Raw genomic sequence first — 16,606 nt, forward strand, 5'->3', positions numbered from 1 at the left:
CTGCGTGACTGCTCTGACGCTCCGCGTCGCCGGATCGGTACGCCCGAGCACCGAGTCAGTCTGGGCCTCGGGTCAGTCTGGGCCTCGGGTCAGTCTGGGCCCCGAGTCAGCCAGGCCGTCACCTCGGCATCGGTGGGTACGCCGGAACGTCCGTCGACGGCGCGGCACGACAGAGCGGCGACGCCGTTCGCGTACCGCAAGGCGGTTGGGAGGTCGAGCCCGCGGTCGACAGCGACCAGGAGAGCGCCGTGGAACACGTCACCGGCGCCGAGCGTGCTCACCACGTCAACCGTGAAGCCGGGAACGTGCACCGGCTCGTCCCGCGTGTCACCCTGGCGATCTCCATTGGCACTCGCCGGTTCGCTGGCGTACGGATCTCCGGCGGCAATGGCACCCCTCGCACCATCGGTGGCGACCACACAACGGGCGCCGTCGTCGAGCGCCCGGGCGAGCAGGTCCGGCACGGGAAGATCGCCGTACGCACGTCGCAGCGACACCACTGTCGGCCCGTAGAGGTCGACTCCGGAGGGTGCGAACCCGGGGATCGGGTTGCCCGCATCGACAGACAGCCGTGGTCCGTCCGCCGCGGAAGGGTCGAGGAGCGGACGGACTGCCGCCCACCCGATGTGATCACAGTGCACCCACCGCGCACCGGTGATGAGGTCGCGGGCAGAGCGCTGAGTGTCCGGAATGCCGAATGCCGGGAGCGGCCGCGTACAGATCGCCCGGGTACCCGCCGACCGGTCCACCAGCACGACGCTCGCACCGCCCGTGCCTGCGGGGACAGGGACCAGTCCGCTGGTGTCCACGCCTTCACGAACGAGGTCGGCCCGGATCCGTTCGCCCTGCTCGTCCGCGGCAACCGGCCCGATGAATGCCACGTCACCGCCCAGCCGCGCCGCCGTGACCGCCGCAGTGGCCGAGTTTCCTCCTCCGGCATGGATGACGGCGTCGGCGAGGAGTCGTTCGTCCGAACCGGGGAGTCGGGGCACGACGGCGATGGTGTCGGCGTTCACGGATCCGACGAAGACCAACCTGCTCACGGCCGGTACGCAAGCAGAGCGTGTACCCGCCGGTCAAGCAGCGCCGGGACAAGCTGCGGTCACCCAGCATGCGAATGCCCGCCCGCGCCGACGCCCCGCGCCGAGGTGCGCCGTAGGCCCGCGCGACCGCCCCGCGCGACCGCCCCGCGCGGCAGTGCCGGCGCCGACATGTGCCCGGTAGGCCGGTGACCGACTCCGGCGTACCACTCGTCCATGTCCGTTTCCTCAACAAGGATGTCTGTCGAGGCCCAGCGACCTGAACGCCGTGCGCGCCTACGGTCGGGACGTCGGCACGTAGCACGACGTCACCACCTCCGAGACGAGGTGGGAGAGCCGGGAGGAACCATGGTCGACGATGCACAGCTCGCGTCCTATGCCGCGTCCTACGCCGAGGAGGGCTTCGTCCTCGTCAAGGGCCTGCTCGACAAGGCCGAGGCGGCGCAGTACCGCGAGGAGTCCCACGCCCTGATCAAGCGTCTCAACCGGGACGCGGACCCCACCTGGGGCAGCGCCCGAGAGCTGGCGATGGGCAACCAGACGGAGCTCAAGCACTGCCACGACGTGCAGTTCTACGCGGCGGCGTTCGCCAGGCTGATCATCGATCCGCGGTTCACCGACGTGGCCGCGGCGGTGATGGGCACCCCGAATGTGCAGCTCCACCACACGAAGCTGTTCATCAAGCCACCGGAGAAGGGGTCGCCCTTCCCGCTGCACCAGGACCACCCGTTCTTCCCGCACGCGAAGCACTCGATGGGTGCCGCGATCTTCCACTTCGACGACGCTCCGCTGGCGAAGGGCTGCGTCCGGGTGGTGCCGGGCAGCCACAAGAACGGCCCACTGGCGCACGCGTCCGAGGGCAGTTTCCACCTGCCGTTCTCGGAGTGGCCGCTGGAGAAGTCGGTGCCCTGTGAGGCGGAGGCGGGCGACGTCCTCTTCTTCACCTACCTCACGGTGCACGGGTCGGGCGTGAACACGACCGACCAGGCGCGGACGACGCTGCTCGTGCAGTACCGCGATCCCGAGGACCCGCCGACCACGGACATGCACACGAACTCGCTCGGCCAGGGCATGATCCTCCGCGGTGTGGACCCGACCTGTCGGAGCGAAGTCTCGCCGTGAGTGCGGTTCCGGTTGGCGACACCGTCAACTCCCTGACACCGGACCTTCCGGTCCCGGACCGGTCCGCGACGCACCTGCCGGCCCGGGAGCCGGACGGTCCGGTATTGGCGTACGACGGGGGAGATATCGAATTCCTACATTCTGTACGAATTGGGGTGGATGTCGCAGATCACCGCGCCGAATTCCTCTACTGGGGTTTCTACGAACCGCGCCCGTGGCGAAACTTTCTGCATACGCATTCATTCTTCGAGATCTGTTATGCGTACTCCGGAAGCGGGCTCTTCCGTACCGGCGAGCGGGAGTACACCGTCGATTCCGGCACATTGTTCGTTGCCCGGCCTGGAGATGTCCACGAGATCATCTCGAGTACGGATGATCCACTCTGCCTGCACTTCTGGTCCTACACCCTCATTCCCGCGCCCGTTCGAACGACGCAGCGGCACGCCCGTCCCCGTCTCGATCCCGGTCCCGGCACCGGGTTGACCGCTCACGACTCTGAAATGACCGATCACGGACGCCGGCTGCTCGAAACCTTCGCGAGTCCGGCGACGCCGGTCCTTTCCGAATCCGCCGTACGGGTACCCGCGTTACTCGAACTCCTTGCCCGCGAGGCGACCCAGCCGGGTCCGGCGTTCGGTGAAATCGTCAACCGGCTTGCCGGGATGCTGGTGATCGACACGGCGCGCGCGGTCGTGGACGACCCGACCCTCATCCCGAGTCCCGAGGCGGCGTTGCCGGCCCGCGACGAACAGGTGGCGCGCACGATGGTGCGGTACCTGCAGGACAACTATGACCGGCCGGTCGCGGTCCGCGATGTGGCGGCACAGGTGCATCTGAGCGAGCGCCACGCCGGCCGTGTCTTTCGTGCGTTCACTGGTACGACGGTCCACGGATTTCTCGTCCGGCTCCGGTTGGAGATCGCCGCACAGCGACTCCTGGAACGGGCCGTACCGAAAAGGCCGCCGTCGATTACGGAGATTGCGCGTTCGTGCGGATATCCCGATGTGCGCCACTTCACCACCGCGTTCCGCCGGCACTGGGGTGTCACGCCTGGTGTATTCCGGGCCGGTAATGGCACCGCACACGTCGAGCGCGGACCAGATATGAGGGGCGACGCGCCGACTCCATACTGAAGCGTTGTTGACGCTCCTGCCGAACACTGGCTACGGTCCGTTGATATTCCTTGCGCGCGGGACTCCCGACGCGTGTTTCCTGACCCGCGACTGGTCGCGGTTCGCTCGTTGGGAGGTGGCGTGACCCACGCGAAGCGGCGTACCACCGCAGGGTCAGATGTCCCGGCTCGGATCACCCTCGCCGATGTCGCCGCGCATGCCGGCGTGTCACGTTCGACCGCGTCGCGTGCACTGACCGGTCGTGGCTATGCGGCGCCAGACGTGAAATCCCGGGTGGACGCGGCCGCCGAGGAGTTGGGCTATGTTCCCGACGCCAACGCGCGGAGCCTGAAGGCGCGCCGCACTCCCACGGTCGGCCTGCTGGTGTCGGATCTGCGCAATCCGTTCTATGCGGAGGTCGCGGCAGGGGCCGGCGGTGTCCTGCGCGCGCAGGGCTACACGATCCTCCTGGTCGACGACGCCGGCAGCGAGTTGGAGGAGATGGACGCGGCGCGGACGTTCCTCGCCATGCGGGTGGCGGGAGTTCTGCTGACGCCTGTCTCGGCCGCGGCGACGCGGTTCATCGTGCGGCAGGGGGTACCGGTGGTCGAGATCGACCGGCAGTACTGCCGGGGCGAGTGCGACGCCGTCCTCGTCGACAACGTCACGGCCGCGCGTGACCTCACCCGGCACCTGATCAAGCTGGGTCACCGGCGGATCACCCTGATCGCCGACGAGTTGGGGTGGACGACGGGTGCGGGCCGCGCGAAGGGTTACCTGCAGGCGTTGGCCGAGGCGGATCGGCCTGCCGGCGACGACGCGGTGGTGTCGTGCGGCTTCGATCCCGAACGCATCGAGAAGGAAGTTACCGAGCTGTTGTCGAAGCGGCGCCGCCCCACGGCCGTGTTCGCGGCCAACAACCTGGTCGCGGAGATCGTGTGGCGGCAGGCGACCCGGCTCGGGCTGCGGATTCCGGACGACCTGTCCTTCGTGGCGTTCGACGACTCGCCGTGGATGAGCATGGTCCAGCCCGGCATCACCACGGTGGGCCAGCCGTCGGTTGAGGTCGGGGCCCGGGCCGCGCGTCAGCTGGTGAACCGGATGGGCAAGCCTGGCAGGCCGCGTACCATCCGCCTCGACTGTCCGCTGATCGAGCGCGGCTCCACCGCCCGGCTCGGCCGCCGCCGCGCGTCGAGCCGCACGAGTTCCTGACCTACGTCCGGCCGGCCCTGGTTGCCCGCTGACCTGTGCCGCCGCTGCAAATGACCACGCTGAGCATGCCTGTGAACCAAATCCAGGCATCGACGCCTTGTCACCATGACATTCACCTGCCCAGCGTGGTCATTCGCGGTGCCCAGCGTGGTCATTCGCGGTGCTCAGCGTGGTCATTCGCGGGCTCTCCCGGGTGCAAGGCCGCCCCGCGAGCTCTGCTGCAGCGTTTGACTGTGAGCGACAGGCGCCCGTACCTTCAACGTGGTAACGATTCCAGATCGCCACGCCGTCGGGCAGACGGGATCCGCAGCCATGAAGGAGGAGTGCCAGTCCATGCCGAGGCCCGCCGCCGCACCGCACCGGATCCTGCACATGATCGGCAACGCCCACATCGATCCCGTGTGGCTCTGGCAGTGGCCCGAGGGCTTCGCCGAGGCGCGCGCGACGTTCGCCTCGGCGATCGACCGGATGGCCGAGCATCCCCGCTTCGTCTTCACCTGCGACCAGGTTGCCCTGCTCGCCTGGGTGGAGGAAAGCGATCCCACCCTCTTCGAGGCGATCCGCAAGCGCGTCGCCGAGGGCCGCTGGGTCAACGTCGGCGGCTGGTGGGTCGAGCCCGACTGCAACCTGCCGACCGGCGAGTCGTTCGTACGACAAGGGCTCTACGGTCAGCGTTACCTGCGGGAGAAGTTCGGCGTCGCGGCGACCGTCGGCCTCAACGCCGACCCGTTCGGCCACCACGCCAACCTCCCGCAGATCCTGCGCCAGCAGGGCATGGAGGCCTACTGCTTCCTCCGCCCGGGACCGCACGAGGCGGAGCTTGCGGGCAACCCGTTCTGGTGGGAGTCGCCGGACGGGTCGCGGGTTCTGGCCTACCGCATCCCCCACGAATACTGCAGTCCTCGCGCCGACATCGCTTACCACACGGACAAGGCGATCGCCCAACTGCCGCCCGGCCTCACCACGGCGATGGTGTTCTACGGCGTCGGCAACCATGGTGGCGGGCCGACCAAGGCCAACCTCGCCAGCATCCGCCGGCTCGACGAGCTCGGTGCGTATGGCGAACTGCGCCTGTCCAGCCCGCCCGCCTACGTCGAGGATGTCAAGAACTCCGGTGCCGAGATCCCGACCTGGCGCGGCGACCTTCAGCACCACGCGGCCGGCTGCTACGCCGCGCACTCGGGCATCAAGGCGTGGGTACGCAGTGCCGAGCACGCCCTGATGACGGCCGAGAAGTGGGCGACCGTCGCGGCTCACGTCGCCGGCACGCGTTACCCCCACGAGGAACTCACGCACGCCTGGAAGCAGGTGCTGTTCAACCAGTTCCACGACATCCTGCCCGGCACGTCGATCGAGCCGGCGTACGACGATGCCCGCGACCAGCTCGGCGAGGCCCGCTCGATCGCCCGGCGTACTGTCAACCTCGCCTTGCAGACCCTGGCGCGCGACGTGGACGTCCGGTTCCGGGAGGGCGACCAGCCGGTCATGGTCTTCAACCCGCACCCGTGGGCGGTGCGTACGTACGTCGAGTGTGAGTTCGGCCTGAGCGGTGAACGCGGGCGCGTCGAGGACGCGGAGGGTCGTCCGGTGCCGGTGCAGTACGCCCAGGCGCTCGCCACCACGTCCAACCCCCGCCGACTGGTCTTCCCTGTCGACCTGCCGCCGCTCGGGTACCGCCTCTACCGGATCTGCCCCGGCGACGCTCCGACCAGCGCCGCCGGTCCCAGTGCCGCCAGCCCCAGTGCCGCCAGTCCCAGCGATCCGGGCTCGCAGACCGTCGTGGAAAACGCGCACCTTCGCGTCGAGGTCGACCCGACCACCGGCTGGCTGCGCAGCCTCGTCGACAAGAGCACCGGGCGTGACCTGGCCCACGGCGTCAACCGCCCGCACACCGTCGTCACCGACGACCCGACCGACACCTGGGGACACCGCGTCGTGTCCTACGCCAAGCCGGGCACGCCGTTCACCGCTCGGTCGGTACGCCTCGTCGAGCACGGCCCGGTCCGCTCGATCGTGCGGATCGAGAGCACGTACGGCGCCTCCACTCTTGTCGAGGAGCTGGTCCTCGCAGCGGACGCCCGCCATCTCGAGGTTCGCGTCACCCTTGACTGGCACGAACGCCTGAAGCTCCTCAAGCTGCGCTTTCCCACCGCGCTGCGCCGGCCGACCGCGACCTACGAGATCCCGTACGGCCATCTCGAACGCCCCGCCGACGGCGCCGAGGAACCCGGGCAGACGTGGGTCGACGTCACCGGTGAGCTGCCGGACGGCTCCCGCGCCGGGCTGACGGTGATCAACGACGCGAAGTCCGCGTACGACGTGAGCACGTCCGCCGGCGCGGTCCCCGACACGTCCGCCGGCGCGGTCCCCGATACGTCCGGCGCGGTCCCCGACACGTCCGACGCAGCCGAGGGCACCGGCGACATCGGCATCACCGCGGCCCGCAGCCCGGTCTATGCCTGGCACGAGCCGCGGGAGCTCGACGCCGACCAGCTCGGCCCGGCCAGTCCGTACAGCTTCCAGGACCAGGGTCGCCAACAGTTCCGGTACCTGCTGGTGCCGCATGCCGGTGACTGGGGGGCGGCCGGCGTTGTCCGGCTCGCCGCCGAACTGGCGCAGCGTCCGGTCGCGATGTACGAGTCGTTCCACGCCGGCACGCGCCCGCCGACGGCGTCGTTCGTGGCGGTGTCCGACGGTCCGGTGGTCCCCACCGTGGTCAAGCGTGCCGAGGAGGGCGGCGGCCACGTCGTGGTGCGGGCGTACGAGTCGACCGGGGTGGCGGGAACGATGCGGCTGGACCTGCCCTTCCTCGGGCGTACGGTCGAGGCGGATTTCGGGCCGCACGAGATCAGGACCTTCCTCGTCCCCACGGCCGCGGGCGAGCCGGTCGTCGCGGCCAACCTGCTCGAGGACCCGAGCGAGCCGAGTGGGCCGTGACCGACACGATGACCGTGACCGAGACCGAGACCGAGACGAGCTGAACCGATCAAACTGTCCAGTTATGGGCGGGGCGATCCGTTTGGACGTGGACGCGGAGGTAGGTCGGGTCCCTGCGCGATAGCCTCCAGAAGCCGGGCACCACTGCCCGCAGAAACGTTGTGGAAGGTGCGAGATGCGTGATCTGCTTGCCCGGCAGGTTGCTGACCATCTGGAGACCGCTCGAGCTGTCGAAGCTCTGCTTCCCTCGGTCGAGGACGTCGGCCGGCAGCTGTGCCAGGCGTTCGAGAGTGGTAACCGGGCATACACGTTCGGCAATGGTGGCAGTGCGGCCGACGCACAGCATCTTGTCGCCGAACTCATCGGTCGCTACCGCCGTGAGCGTCGGCCACTGCCCGCTGTCGCACTGACGGTCGATCCCTCGGTGGTCACCTGCATCGGCAACGACTACACGTTCGACGAGGTGTTCGCCCGCCAGGTGACGGCGCTGGCCGGTCCCGGGGACGTGGTCGTCGGATTCACCACCAGCGGTCGCTCGGTCAACGTCGTCAAGGGCCTGGAGGCGGCGCGGACCGCCGGTGCGACGACGGTCCTGTTCGCGGCGGGTGACGGTGGTGAAGCAGTCCAGTACGCGGACCTGGCGCTGCTGGCTACGTCCATGACGACGGCGCGTACGCAGGAGATGCACCTGTTCCTGCTGCATCTGGTGAGCGAGTGGGTCGATGCCTGGGCTGCCGGCGAGGTGGACGAGGACGGCAACTACCTGGCGGCCGACGTCGGCTGACGTGCTCGGGCGGACCGCGCCCGTGGAACTCCGGAGGTCGACCCGTGGTGACGATCGTGTTGACCTGCCTCGCTGTCGTCATGTTCGGCGTACTCGCCCTGCTCGGCCGGTCGGCCGGGTGGCGTCGCCGGGCGGGAGGCGTGAGCTGGTGGCTGCGGATCATCGCCCTCGGCTACGTCGTCGTCATGACGGTCGTGGCAGGGCTGGCGCTCATGGGCGGGACGGTCGACCTCGGCGTCGGTGTGGTCGGTACGGCCGTCGTCCTGGGCACGCCGGTTGTCGTGACTGTTCTTGCCGTGGCGACGTCCCTTCTTCCCACGGCGCTTCACGTGCCGGTGCTGTGGACGATCGCCGTCCTGGCGCTGGCCGGCGTCGTCATCACCGGGCTGAGCGTCGGGCTGTTCTACTCACCGGCGGCGCTGTGCCTGCTGGCGGCGGCGTTCGCCGCTGGCCAGGCCACGCCGGTTCGGGGTGGTCGTTCGCCTGAGCCGTCGTACGACCATGATGGGTGACATGCGGACAACCACTCTTGGCGCAGACGGCGTACCAGTCGGTTGGATCGGCCTCGGCTGCATGGGCATGTCCTGGGCGTACGACGAGGCGGGTCGCGACGATGCGACCTCCCTCGACGTCATCCACCGGGCCATCGACCTCGGCGTCACGCTGATCGACACCGCCGACGTCTACGGCCCCTACTCGAACGAACAGCTGGTCGGCCGAGGGCTGGCTGGTCGCCGCGACGAGGTCGTGCTCGCCACGAAGGTGGGGTTGCTCACCGACGGCGCCCGCGCGATGCACCGCAACGGCCGGCCGGAGTACGTCAGGGGCGCCATCGACGGCAGCCTCGCCCGGCTCGGTGTCGACCACGTGGACCTCTACCAGCTCCACCGGATCGACCCGGCCGTACCGCTCGCCGAAACCTGGGGCGCGATGGCCGAGGTCGTCGCGGCGGGCAAGGCGCGGGCGATCGGACTGTCCGAGGTCGACGTCGACGACATCAAACAGGCGCAGGCGATCCACCCGGTGGCGAGTGTGCAGTCCGAGCTGTCGTTGTGGACGCGGGGCCAGCTCGCCGATGTCGTGCCGTACTGCGAGGAGCAGGGCATCGCGTTCCTGCCGTTCTCGCCGCTGGGGCGAGGGTTCCTCACTGGTGCGATCGCCTCGGCGGAGGATCTGCCGGAGGGCGACATGCGGCGCCAGATGCCGCGCTTCCAGGCCGACGCGGCAGAGGCCAACCAGGCGATCGTCGCGGGTGTCCGTGCGGTCGCCGAACGCGTCGGTGCCACGCCGGCGCAGGTGGCGCTGGCCTGGGTTGTCGCGCAGGGCCGCTATGTCGTGCCGATCCCGGGGACCAAGCGGCTGCGCTACCTCGAGGACAACGCCGGGGCCGGCGACCTCGAGCTGCCGGCCGACGCGCTGGCGGAGCTCGACGGTCTCCCGGAGCCGGTGGGCGACCGGTACGGCACCTCGCTTCCTGGGGTTACCGGCCGCTGAGGTCGTCGAGGATGCGCGCGAGCTGCTCCGGTTCGGAGAACATCGGCCAGTGACCGGTCGGCAGTTCGGCGTACGACCAGTCCTGGTCGGCGGTGAAGGCGGCGAAGAACGGATGCTTCGCCGCGATCATGGCCCGCACCTGTTCCAGCGGGAACAGGCAGGTGATGAGGGTGTGGGGGATCGCGTTCCGGCGCTTGTCGTCGACCAGGTGGAGCGGTTGCGCGTTGGCGCCGAGTGGTTGGGCAGTGGCGCGGGCCGCGATCCGCGCCCACGCGGCCTCGTCGAGTCCGCCGCCGGTGCCGTCCGCCTCGACCGCTGCCCAGGTCGGAAGCGGCTCGCGCCAACCGTCGTCGGGGTCCGCTCCCATCCGCGCGAGGATGGCGTCTCGTCCCTCGGGCCCGAGCGTGTCCAGCTGTGACGACCCGTCCGGTAGCGGGCCACTGTCGACGTAGACCACCCGCGCCAGCCGGTCGGGCACCTTGTCGGCCGCGCCGGTCACCGGGAACCCGCCGTAGCTGTGCCCGACCAGGATCACGTCGTGCAGGTTTTCGTACTCCATCGTGTGGACGACATCGCTGATGTGCGTGTCCAGGTCGACCGTGGACGACGCCAGATGCACCCGGTCGCCGACCCCGGTCAGCGTGACGGGATGGGCGTCGTGGCCGGCGGCGCGCAGGTGGCGGGTCACGTCGGCCCAGGCCCAGCCGCCGAGCCAGTTGCCGGCAACGAGGACGTATGTAGCCATGTCGGGCTTCCCTTCCGGTTTGTCGCCCCTTGGCGGACGGTCTGTACGTACCGTAGGAGTTAATCCGGACCGACTCCGCCCGCATTGCACGGCATTCTTGTCTCCGTGTCCACGATCGAGAGCCAGCACCCGACGACCCGGATCCTCGCCCTGCTCGAACTACTCCAGGCCCACCACCGGCTGACCGGGGTCGACCTGGCCGAGCGGCTGGGCGTGGATCCGCGAACGGTCCGGCGGTACGCCACCCGGCTCGCCGACCTCGGGATCCCGGTGGAGGCCGATCGCGGGAGGTACGGCGGCTACCGGCTGCGACCTGGCTACAAGCTGCCGCCGCTGATGTTCACCGACGACGAGGCGACCGGGGTGGTGCTCGGGCTGCTCGCGGCGCGGGCGGCCGGTGTCGCGACCACGACCAGCGCCGTCGCCACCGAGAGCGCGCTGGCGAAGATCACCAGGGTGCTGCCCGACGCGCTGCGGGACCAGATCACCGCGGTGCCCGACACACTGGGATTCGGGCTCACACCGCGCCCCGGTCACGCCCCGCCGACGGCTGTCGTGTTGCGGCTCGCCACCGCCGCGCACCAGCGACACCGGGTGCGGATGTCGTACGCATCGAGAGCCGGCGAACGCAGCGTCCGCGACCTCGACCCCTACGGCCTGGTTGTTCAGGGTGGCCGGTGGTACGTCACGGGCCACGATCACCGGCGGGGCGAGATCCGTACCTTCCGGGTTGATCGGATCGCGGACGTCGAGGTCCGCGCCGAGGGATTTACGCCGCCGGCCGACTTCGACGCCGTCGACCATGTCCACCGGTCGCTGGCGCGGGTGCCCTGGACCCACGAGGTGGAGGTGGTCGTGCGGGCACCGCTCGCGGAGGTCCGCCGCCGACTCCCGCCGTCGATGGCCACCCTCACCGAACTGGCGGGCGGGCCCGATGTGGCCAGACCAGGTGTGGGTGGCGACGCTCCAGTGGACGACTCCGGCGCGGCTGGTGGCGTGGTCGTGACGCTCCGGGCGGAGCGGCTGGATGGCGTGGCCCAGATGCTGGCCGGGCTCGGCTGGCCGTTCGTGATCAGGCGGCCGGCGGAACTACGGGACGCGGTCCGGGCCCTGGCGGGCTCCCTCCACACGTATGCAGGGGCCACGCCTCATGAGCCCGAGTAGCCTCCCCGGTCAGGCGTTCCGGCGGCGACGGCTGCGATAGGCGGGCACCGCGACGAGCAGGACACCTGCCACCCCCATCGAGGCCAGGAAGCCGTAGCCGAACATCTCGGCCAGCCTTCCGCTTTTCCGGGCGGGCACTGCTGCCGGCCGCTCACTGGCCATCGACCTGATGCCCGCGAGTACGTACGTCGGCTCGGGATGCGGGTTGCTTCGGACCTTGTGCGTGACCACGACCGTGAAGGAATCCGAATCCGAGGGGGCGCAGCCGTCACCGTGGTAGCTCGCCGTGAAGGTGTGTTCGCCCGCTGCTGGGCCGGCCCTCTGCTGGGCGGCCTGGCGCTCCGGCGGCTCGATGGTGCCGGGCGCCTCTGGCGTTCCAGCGAGAAGGAACAACGGAGCCAAGCCAATGGCGACGACATTGAAGAGCTGCTTCATTTCCGCGCCCTGATTCTGATCATCGGCGAGAGATCCCGCCACGGCACATTGGGTGGCGCAGACTTCGTTTCCGGCCAAGACGCAGGAGTTTGGCTGTCGCACCCGAAGTGTGGCCTTACCGGAAAGGTCTCGCCGGAAACCTGGGCCTCACGGTCGCGGGTCGTGACCATCAGGTGCGTCGCCGCGCGGCCGGGAGGGCCCTCGCGCTCGTGCCAGGACGTGCCGGCTAGTCTCACGGACATGTCCGATGCTTCTGTCGTACGCCCTGTGCACGTGACCATCAGCGGAGCGGCCGGCAACGTCGCCTACCCGCTGCTCTTCCGGATCGCCTCCGGCGAGGTCTTCGGGCCACGGACTCCGGTGGTGCTGCGCCTGCTCGAGATCGAGCCGGCCATGCCCGCGCTCGAGGGCGTGGCGATGGAACTCGACGACTCGGCGTTCCCACTGCTGCACGACATCGTGGCGACGGCGTACCGGGACACGGCGTTCGACGGTACGTCGTGGGCGTTGCTGGTCGGCGCGATGCCGCGCAAGCAGGGCATGGAGCGCGGCGACCTGCTCGGGGCCAACGCCGGCATCTTCGGACCGATCGGGACCGCGCTGGCGTCACAGGCCGCCGACGACGTACGCATCCTCGTCGTCGGCAACCCCTGCAACACCAACTGTCTGATCGCGCGTGCGCACGCGCCGGAGATCCCCGACGACCGGTGGTTCGCGATGACCCGGCTGGACGAGAACCGCGCGAAGGCGCAGCTCGCGAAGAAGGCCGGCGTGCGGATCGCGGACGTCAGCAACGTCACGATCTGGGGCAACCACTCGGCGACGCAGTACCCCGACGCGTTCAACGCCCGGATCGGCGGCCGCCCAGCGCACGAGGTGATCGACGACCACGCCTGGCTGCGTGGGGAGTTCATCGAGACGGTCCAGAAGCGTGGTGCGGCGATCATCGCGGCACGGGGTGCGTCCTCGGCCGCGTCGGCGGCGAACGCGATCGTCCACTCGGTGCAGGCCCTGCACGGCGGTACGCCGGCCGGCGACTGGACGTCGATGGCCGTGCTGAGTCGTGGAGAGTACGGCGTACCGGAAGGGTTGTCGTTCAGCTTCCCGGTCACGTCCGACGGCACGAAGTGGCGGGTCGTCGAGGGCCTGACACACGACGCGGAGGCCCAGGAGCGGCTGCGCGTGACGACCGAGGAGTTGGAGCAGGAGCGCTCTCTCGTCGCCGACTGGCTCCCCAAGCCCTGACGTCTCGACGGAGCCGATGGTCTCCGCTGGGCTTCCGCCCGCCACCCGAGTTGTTGGAGGTTTTCCGGCTTCTATGCCGAAAGACCTCCAACAACTCGGGCCAGACCGTCGAGCCGCTTGAGCATGCTCCTCGGCTGGCGCGGGCTCAGTTCGAACCTCCGTCGCGTGAGGTGTTGCAGGTCGAGGTGGTCGAGCACGTGGCCGCCCGGTGTCCGGCACCACTCGCCGACGCCTGCCGCGCAGGTCGGACATACGCGGGACAGGACGCGGCTGGTCGTCTCCAGGTCGAGGTCGGTGTAGCCCTGCTCGCCTAGCTCACCGTTCCAGATCCAGTCCAGTCGTCCCGAGTCGATCGGTTCGCGGGTCATCGGACCACCGCCGTCAGCAGCAGGCCGAGCGTCACGCACACCAGCCACAGGCAGATTCGCCAGCCCACTCGTATCGCCTCCCCGTATCGAAGGAACGCGGGCGGCCCGCCTCCAGGTCGCCCGCCCTCCTGCCGAGGATTCGAACTGTAACGCCTTCAGTAGTCGTACGTCTAGACCAGTAGCGACCGGTAGCGCTCATGGTCGCTCGGTAGCGCATGGGAGTACGACAGGGCGCGATACGTAGGTTCATCGAATGGATCCTGACGCCACCATCGATCACGGCGCACCGCTCACGCCGTATAAGCAGCTGGCCGGGATCATCGTCGCGAGGATCGATCGCGGTGACTGGACTCCGGGCCGAGCGATCCCGGCGGAGGAGCGACTCGCCTCGGAGTACGGTGTGGCGCGGACCACCGTGCACAGAGCTATTCGCATGCTCGTCGCTGACGGAGTTCTTTTCGTCGTTCCGGGCCGCGGCACCTATGTCGCCGAGGAAGACGGCGGTCCAGAGGCGACCTGAGGGAGTCGTCGGCGGCTGGGTGAGCTCCGCGATGGTGGACGACGTCCGGCTTCTCCGCGGGCGTATTTCCGAAGCTCTGCTACCGCAGGTATGGACGGACACGCGGGGACGTAGAGGGGGCGTCATGACGCAGGGATCAACTGGTCGCCACCCGGAACTCCTGGATGTCCTCGCCCGGCACCGGCCTGCCGCAACGCATCGCGAGGTGTGGGGCGCCGGGACGCTTCCGTTGGAGTTCTCGGCGTATCTCACGACGGCGCGGGTGCCTGACGAGCTCGTGACGTCCGTACGCTGCATCGTCACCGCCCCCGGCGGCATCGTCGTCTGCGAGAACCGCCGGGAACAGCACGTCCTGCCCGGCGGTCGACTCGAGTCGGGCGAGACCATGACCGAGGCCGTCGTCCGCGAGATCGCGGAAGAGACCGCCTGGCAGCTCGATCCGCAGACGCTCACTTACCTCGGCTTCGTCCACCTCGCCCACCTCGGCCCGCGCCCGGACGGCTATGCGTACCCCTATCCCGACGGCGTCCAGCTGATCTTCGGTGGCACCGCCCGCAGCCGATCGGTTGGCGTCGACGCCGCCTGGACCGACACGGAGGGGTGGGAGCTCGCCAGCCGGGTCGTCCCACCGGCGGAGCTCGACGAGGGCGTCCTGTCGCCGATCCAGATCCCGTTCCTTCGCCGGCACCTCGACGGCCAGCGCAGGCCATAACTGCCTACGCTACGTACGTCTGCCAGCCACGCATGGTGAGCATCGAGGCGTACGCACGACAGGGGTGGGAGCAGACCTGTACCACTACCGCCGAACCAGGGCCTCGCCCGGTTGGCGTTCATGGGGGCTCGCCCGGTTGGATGGCCCGCATGGATGGCATCGCGCCAGGGAACGCGCCTCGTCCCCGTCCGGGCCTGCCCGCATCATCCGGGACACCGCCGTGGCCCGAGCCTGGTCCAGGGTCCCCGCCGTGGCCCGAGCCCGAGCCTGGGCAGGCGCCATGGCCTGAGCCCGAGCCTGGGCAGACGCCATGGCCTGAGCCCGACCCTGGGCAGACGCCATGGCCAGCGCCCGCCCCCACGCCCGGGCCCGAGCCAGCCGCCCCCACCCGACGACCTGGGCAGGAGCCGACGCCACCACCTGGAGCCGAGCCTCCTCCCGGGCCTCCGCCGTGGCCCGAACCCGAGCCCACCCCACAACCCACGCCAACGCCCTCACCCTCGCCCACGCCGAAGCCCGCCCCCGGGCCTCCACCGGAGTCCGCGAGCCGGGTGATCGGCCTCATGTCCGGCACGTCGTACGACGGGATCGACGTCGCGGTGGCCGACCTGAGCGTCAACGGCGAGGAGGTCGTCCTCACGCCACTCGGTGCGTTGGAGCACCCGCACACCGCCGAGACACGGGAGCTCATCGACCGCGTACTCCCTCCCGCCAAGGTGACCCTCGACGACGTCTGCCGGCTGGACACGCTGCTCGGCCAGGCGTTCGCCGCCGCCGCCGCACGGGGGATCGACGAGCTGGCCGGTGGACACGCCGATCTGGTGGTCTCCCACGGCCAGACCGTCTTCCACTGGATCGAGAACGGCGCCGCCAAGGGCACGCTCCAGCTCGGCCAGCCGGCCTGGATCGCCGAACGCACCGGCGCACCCGTCGTGTCCGACCTCCGCGCCCGCGACATCGCGAAGGGCGGCCAGGGCGCGCCCCTGGTGAGCATCCTCGACGTCCTCCTGATGCCGCCCGGTACGGCACCCAAGGCCGCGCTCAACCTGGGCGGCATCGCCAACATGACTGTCGTACGACCGGACGGCGGCGTCCTCGCCTACGACATCGGCCCGGCCAACGCGCTCATGGACCTGGTGGCGCGGCGGCACTTCAACCAGCCGTACGACCTGGGCGGCCGGCACGCCGCCAGCGGTCAGGTGGTCGTGGAGCTGCTCGGTGCCCTGCTCGAGGAGCCGTACTACGGGAGACCGGCGCCGAAGTCGACCGGCAAGGAACTGTTCCACGGCGGCTACCTCGACGCGAAGCTGTCGGCGTTCCCCGACGTCTCCCCACCCGACCTCATGACGACGCTGGCGGAGCTCACGGCGATCGTGGTTGCCGAGGAGTGCGAGGAACACGGCGTGGGCGAGTTGCTCGTGTCCGGTGGCGGCGTACGCAACACGTGGTTGATGCGGCGCATCGGCATCCTGGCCGATCCCGGCATGTCCTTACGCCCGATCGACGACCTCGGGCTGCCCGCCGATGCGAAGGAGGCGTACGCGTTCGCGTTGCTCGGATTCCTTACGTCGAAGGGGATTCCGGCGACGGTGCCGGCGTGTACGGGTGCGAGCGCTCCTTCGATCCTCGGCAGCATCACTCCGGGTACAGACCCGATCACTCTCGACCAGCGGCCCGGTGTCGCGCCGACCCGACTACGCATCCAGGCCTAGAAGG

The 16,606-nt window shown here is 69.7% G+C and carries 16 protein-coding genes; 12 read left to right on the forward strand and 4 right to left on the reverse strand.

Going from position 1 to position 16,606, the window contains the following annotated elements; genetic code table 11:
• Positions 1-89 precede the first annotated feature (89 nt).
• Positions 90-1,043: a carbohydrate kinase family protein gene (locus ABN028_RS23230; protein ID WP_349698088.1), complete on the reverse strand. Its 954-nt coding sequence runs from the start codon at positions 1,041-1,043 to the stop codon at positions 90-92.
• A gap of 345 nt (positions 1,044-1,388) precedes the next feature.
• Between ABN028_RS23230 and ABN028_RS23235 the strand changes: the two genes are divergently transcribed.
• The 7 genes from ABN028_RS23235 (at position 1,389) to ABN028_RS23265 (ending at position 9,701) form a co-directional block, all read left to right on the forward strand.
• A complete protein-coding gene (locus ABN028_RS23235; protein ID WP_349698089.1) occupies positions 1,389-2,162 on the forward strand; it encodes a phytanoyl-CoA dioxygenase family protein in 774 nt (257 codons plus the stop codon).
• Positions 2,159-3,295 carry a helix-turn-helix domain-containing protein gene (locus ABN028_RS23240; protein WP_349698090.1) on the forward strand — a complete coding sequence of 379 codons (1,137 nt, stop codon included), beginning with the start codon at positions 2,159-2,161 and terminating at the stop codon, positions 3,293-3,295. The genes ABN028_RS23235 and ABN028_RS23240 overlap by 4 nt, the downstream gene beginning before the upstream one ends.
• A 120-nt stretch (positions 3,296-3,415) precedes the next feature.
• Positions 3,416-4,486, forward strand: coding sequence for a LacI family DNA-binding transcriptional regulator (locus tag ABN028_RS23245; RefSeq protein WP_349698091.1), 1,071 nt, complete (start codon positions 3,416-3,418; stop codon positions 4,484-4,486).
• Positions 4,487-4,819: 333 nt separating this feature from the next.
• On the forward strand, positions 4,820-7,423 hold the full coding sequence (locus tag ABN028_RS23250; protein ID WP_349698092.1) for an alpha-mannosidase: 2,604 nt from the start codon (positions 4,820-4,822) through the stop codon (positions 7,421-7,423).
• Positions 7,424-7,598: 175 nt separating this feature from the next.
• The gene (locus ABN028_RS23255) at positions 7,599-8,207 is read left to right on the forward strand and encodes a D-sedoheptulose-7-phosphate isomerase (protein WP_349330408.1); all 609 of its coding nucleotides are present in this window, start codon (positions 7,599-7,601) and stop codon (positions 8,205-8,207) included.
• Positions 8,208-8,251: 44 nt separating this feature from the next.
• Positions 8,252-8,719 carry a hypothetical protein gene (locus tag ABN028_RS23260; RefSeq protein WP_349698093.1) on the forward strand — a complete coding sequence of 156 codons (468 nt, stop codon included), beginning with the start codon at positions 8,252-8,254 and terminating at the stop codon, positions 8,717-8,719.
• Position 8,720: 1 nt separating this feature from the next.
• Positions 8,721-9,701 (forward strand): aldo/keto reductase, encoded by a 981-nt coding sequence (locus ABN028_RS23265; RefSeq protein ID WP_349698094.1) that lies wholly within the window; start codon positions 8,721-8,723, stop codon positions 9,699-9,701.
• On the opposite strand, the gene ABN028_RS23270 is transcribed toward ABN028_RS23265, so the two are convergent.
• Positions 9,688-10,446 (reverse strand): alpha/beta fold hydrolase, encoded by a 759-nt coding sequence (locus tag ABN028_RS23270; RefSeq protein WP_349330411.1) that lies wholly within the window; start codon positions 10,444-10,446, stop codon positions 9,688-9,690. The two genes, ABN028_RS23265 and ABN028_RS23270, sit on opposite strands and share 14 nt — an antisense overlap.
• Positions 10,447-10,551: 105 nt before the next feature.
• Between ABN028_RS23270 and ABN028_RS23275 the strand changes: the two genes are divergently transcribed.
• A complete protein-coding gene (locus ABN028_RS23275; protein ID WP_349698095.1) occupies positions 10,552-11,610 on the forward strand; it encodes a helix-turn-helix transcriptional regulator in 1,059 nt (352 codons plus the stop codon).
• 9 nt (positions 11,611-11,619) lie between these two features.
• Here ABN028_RS23275 and ABN028_RS23280 read toward each other — a convergent pair whose 3' ends face one another.
• Positions 11,620-12,045 (reverse strand): Ig-like domain-containing protein, encoded by a 426-nt coding sequence (locus ABN028_RS23280; protein WP_349698096.1) that lies wholly within the window; start codon positions 12,043-12,045, stop codon positions 11,620-11,622.
• Positions 12,046-12,285: 240 nt separating this feature from the next.
• Between ABN028_RS23280 and ABN028_RS23285 the strand changes: the two genes are divergently transcribed.
• Positions 12,286-13,290, forward strand: a complete 1,005-nt coding sequence (locus tag ABN028_RS23285; RefSeq protein WP_349698097.1) for a malate dehydrogenase — start codon at positions 12,286-12,288, stop codon at positions 13,288-13,290.
• 71 nt (positions 13,291-13,361) lie between these two features.
• On the opposite strand, the gene ABN028_RS23290 is transcribed toward ABN028_RS23285, so the two are convergent.
• Positions 13,362-13,658: a zinc finger domain-containing protein gene (locus ABN028_RS23290; protein ID WP_349698098.1), complete on the reverse strand. Its 297-nt coding sequence runs from the start codon at positions 13,656-13,658 to the stop codon at positions 13,362-13,364.
• 253 nt (positions 13,659-13,911) lie between these two features.
• On the opposite strand from ABN028_RS23290, the gene ABN028_RS23295 reads away from it, so the two are divergent.
• From ABN028_RS23295 to ABN028_RS23305, 3 genes are all read left to right on the forward strand, one after another.
• On the forward strand, positions 13,912-14,178 hold the full coding sequence (locus ABN028_RS23295; RefSeq protein ID WP_349330416.1) for a GntR family transcriptional regulator: 267 nt from the start codon (positions 13,912-13,914) through the stop codon (positions 14,176-14,178).
• Positions 14,179-14,302: 124 nt separating this feature from the next.
• Positions 14,303-14,890 carry an NUDIX hydrolase gene (locus ABN028_RS23300; protein ID WP_349698099.1) on the forward strand — a complete coding sequence of 196 codons (588 nt, stop codon included), beginning with the start codon at positions 14,303-14,305 and terminating at the stop codon, positions 14,888-14,890.
• A 551-nt stretch (positions 14,891-15,441) separates the two neighbouring features.
• Complete coding sequence (locus ABN028_RS23305) at positions 15,442-16,602, forward strand: anhydro-N-acetylmuramic acid kinase (protein WP_349698100.1); 1,161 nt, start codon at positions 15,442-15,444, stop codon at positions 16,600-16,602.
• The last annotated feature ends 4 nt before the right edge of the window (positions 16,603-16,606 follow it).

Source organism: Actinopolymorpha sp. B17G11 (assembly GCF_040196095.1).
Taxonomy (GTDB): domain Bacteria; phylum Actinomycetota; class Actinomycetes; order Propionibacteriales; family Actinopolymorphaceae; genus Thermasporomyces.

What these genes read in the sequence shown, in the direction of transcription:
- ABN028_RS23250 (WP_349698092.1), top strand. Translation starts at nt 4,820, where the DNA reads ATGCCGAGGCCCGCCGCCGCACCGCACCGGATCCTGCACATGATCGGC.
- ABN028_RS23295 (WP_349330416.1), top strand. Translation starts at nt 13,912, where the DNA reads ATGGATCCTGACGCCACCATCGATCACGGCGCACCGCTCACGCCGTAT.
- ABN028_RS23285 (WP_349698097.1), top strand. Translation starts at nt 12,286, where the DNA reads ATGTCCGATGCTTCTGTCGTACGCCCTGTGCACGTGACCATCAGCGGA.
- ABN028_RS23255 (WP_349330408.1), top strand. Translation starts at nt 7,599, where the DNA reads ATGCGTGATCTGCTTGCCCGGCAGGTTGCTGACCATCTGGAGACCGCT.
- ABN028_RS23280 (WP_349698096.1), bottom strand. Translation starts at nt 12,045, where the DNA reads ATGAAGCAGCTCTTCAATGTCGTCGCCATTGGCTTGGCTCCGTTGTTC.
- ABN028_RS23235 (WP_349698089.1), top strand. Translation starts at nt 1,389, where the DNA reads ATGGTCGACGATGCACAGCTCGCGTCCTATGCCGCGTCCTACGCCGAG.
- ABN028_RS23265 (WP_349698094.1), top strand. Translation starts at nt 8,721, where the DNA reads ATGCGGACAACCACTCTTGGCGCAGACGGCGTACCAGTCGGTTGGATC.
- ABN028_RS23290 (WP_349698098.1), bottom strand. Translation starts at nt 13,658, where the DNA reads ATGACCCGCGAACCGATCGACTCGGGACGACTGGACTGGATCTGGAAC.
- ABN028_RS23300 (WP_349698099.1), top strand. Translation starts at nt 14,303, where the DNA reads ATGACGCAGGGATCAACTGGTCGCCACCCGGAACTCCTGGATGTCCTC.
- ABN028_RS23270 (WP_349330411.1), bottom strand. Translation starts at nt 10,446, where the DNA reads ATGGCTACATACGTCCTCGTTGCCGGCAACTGGCTCGGCGGCTGGGCC.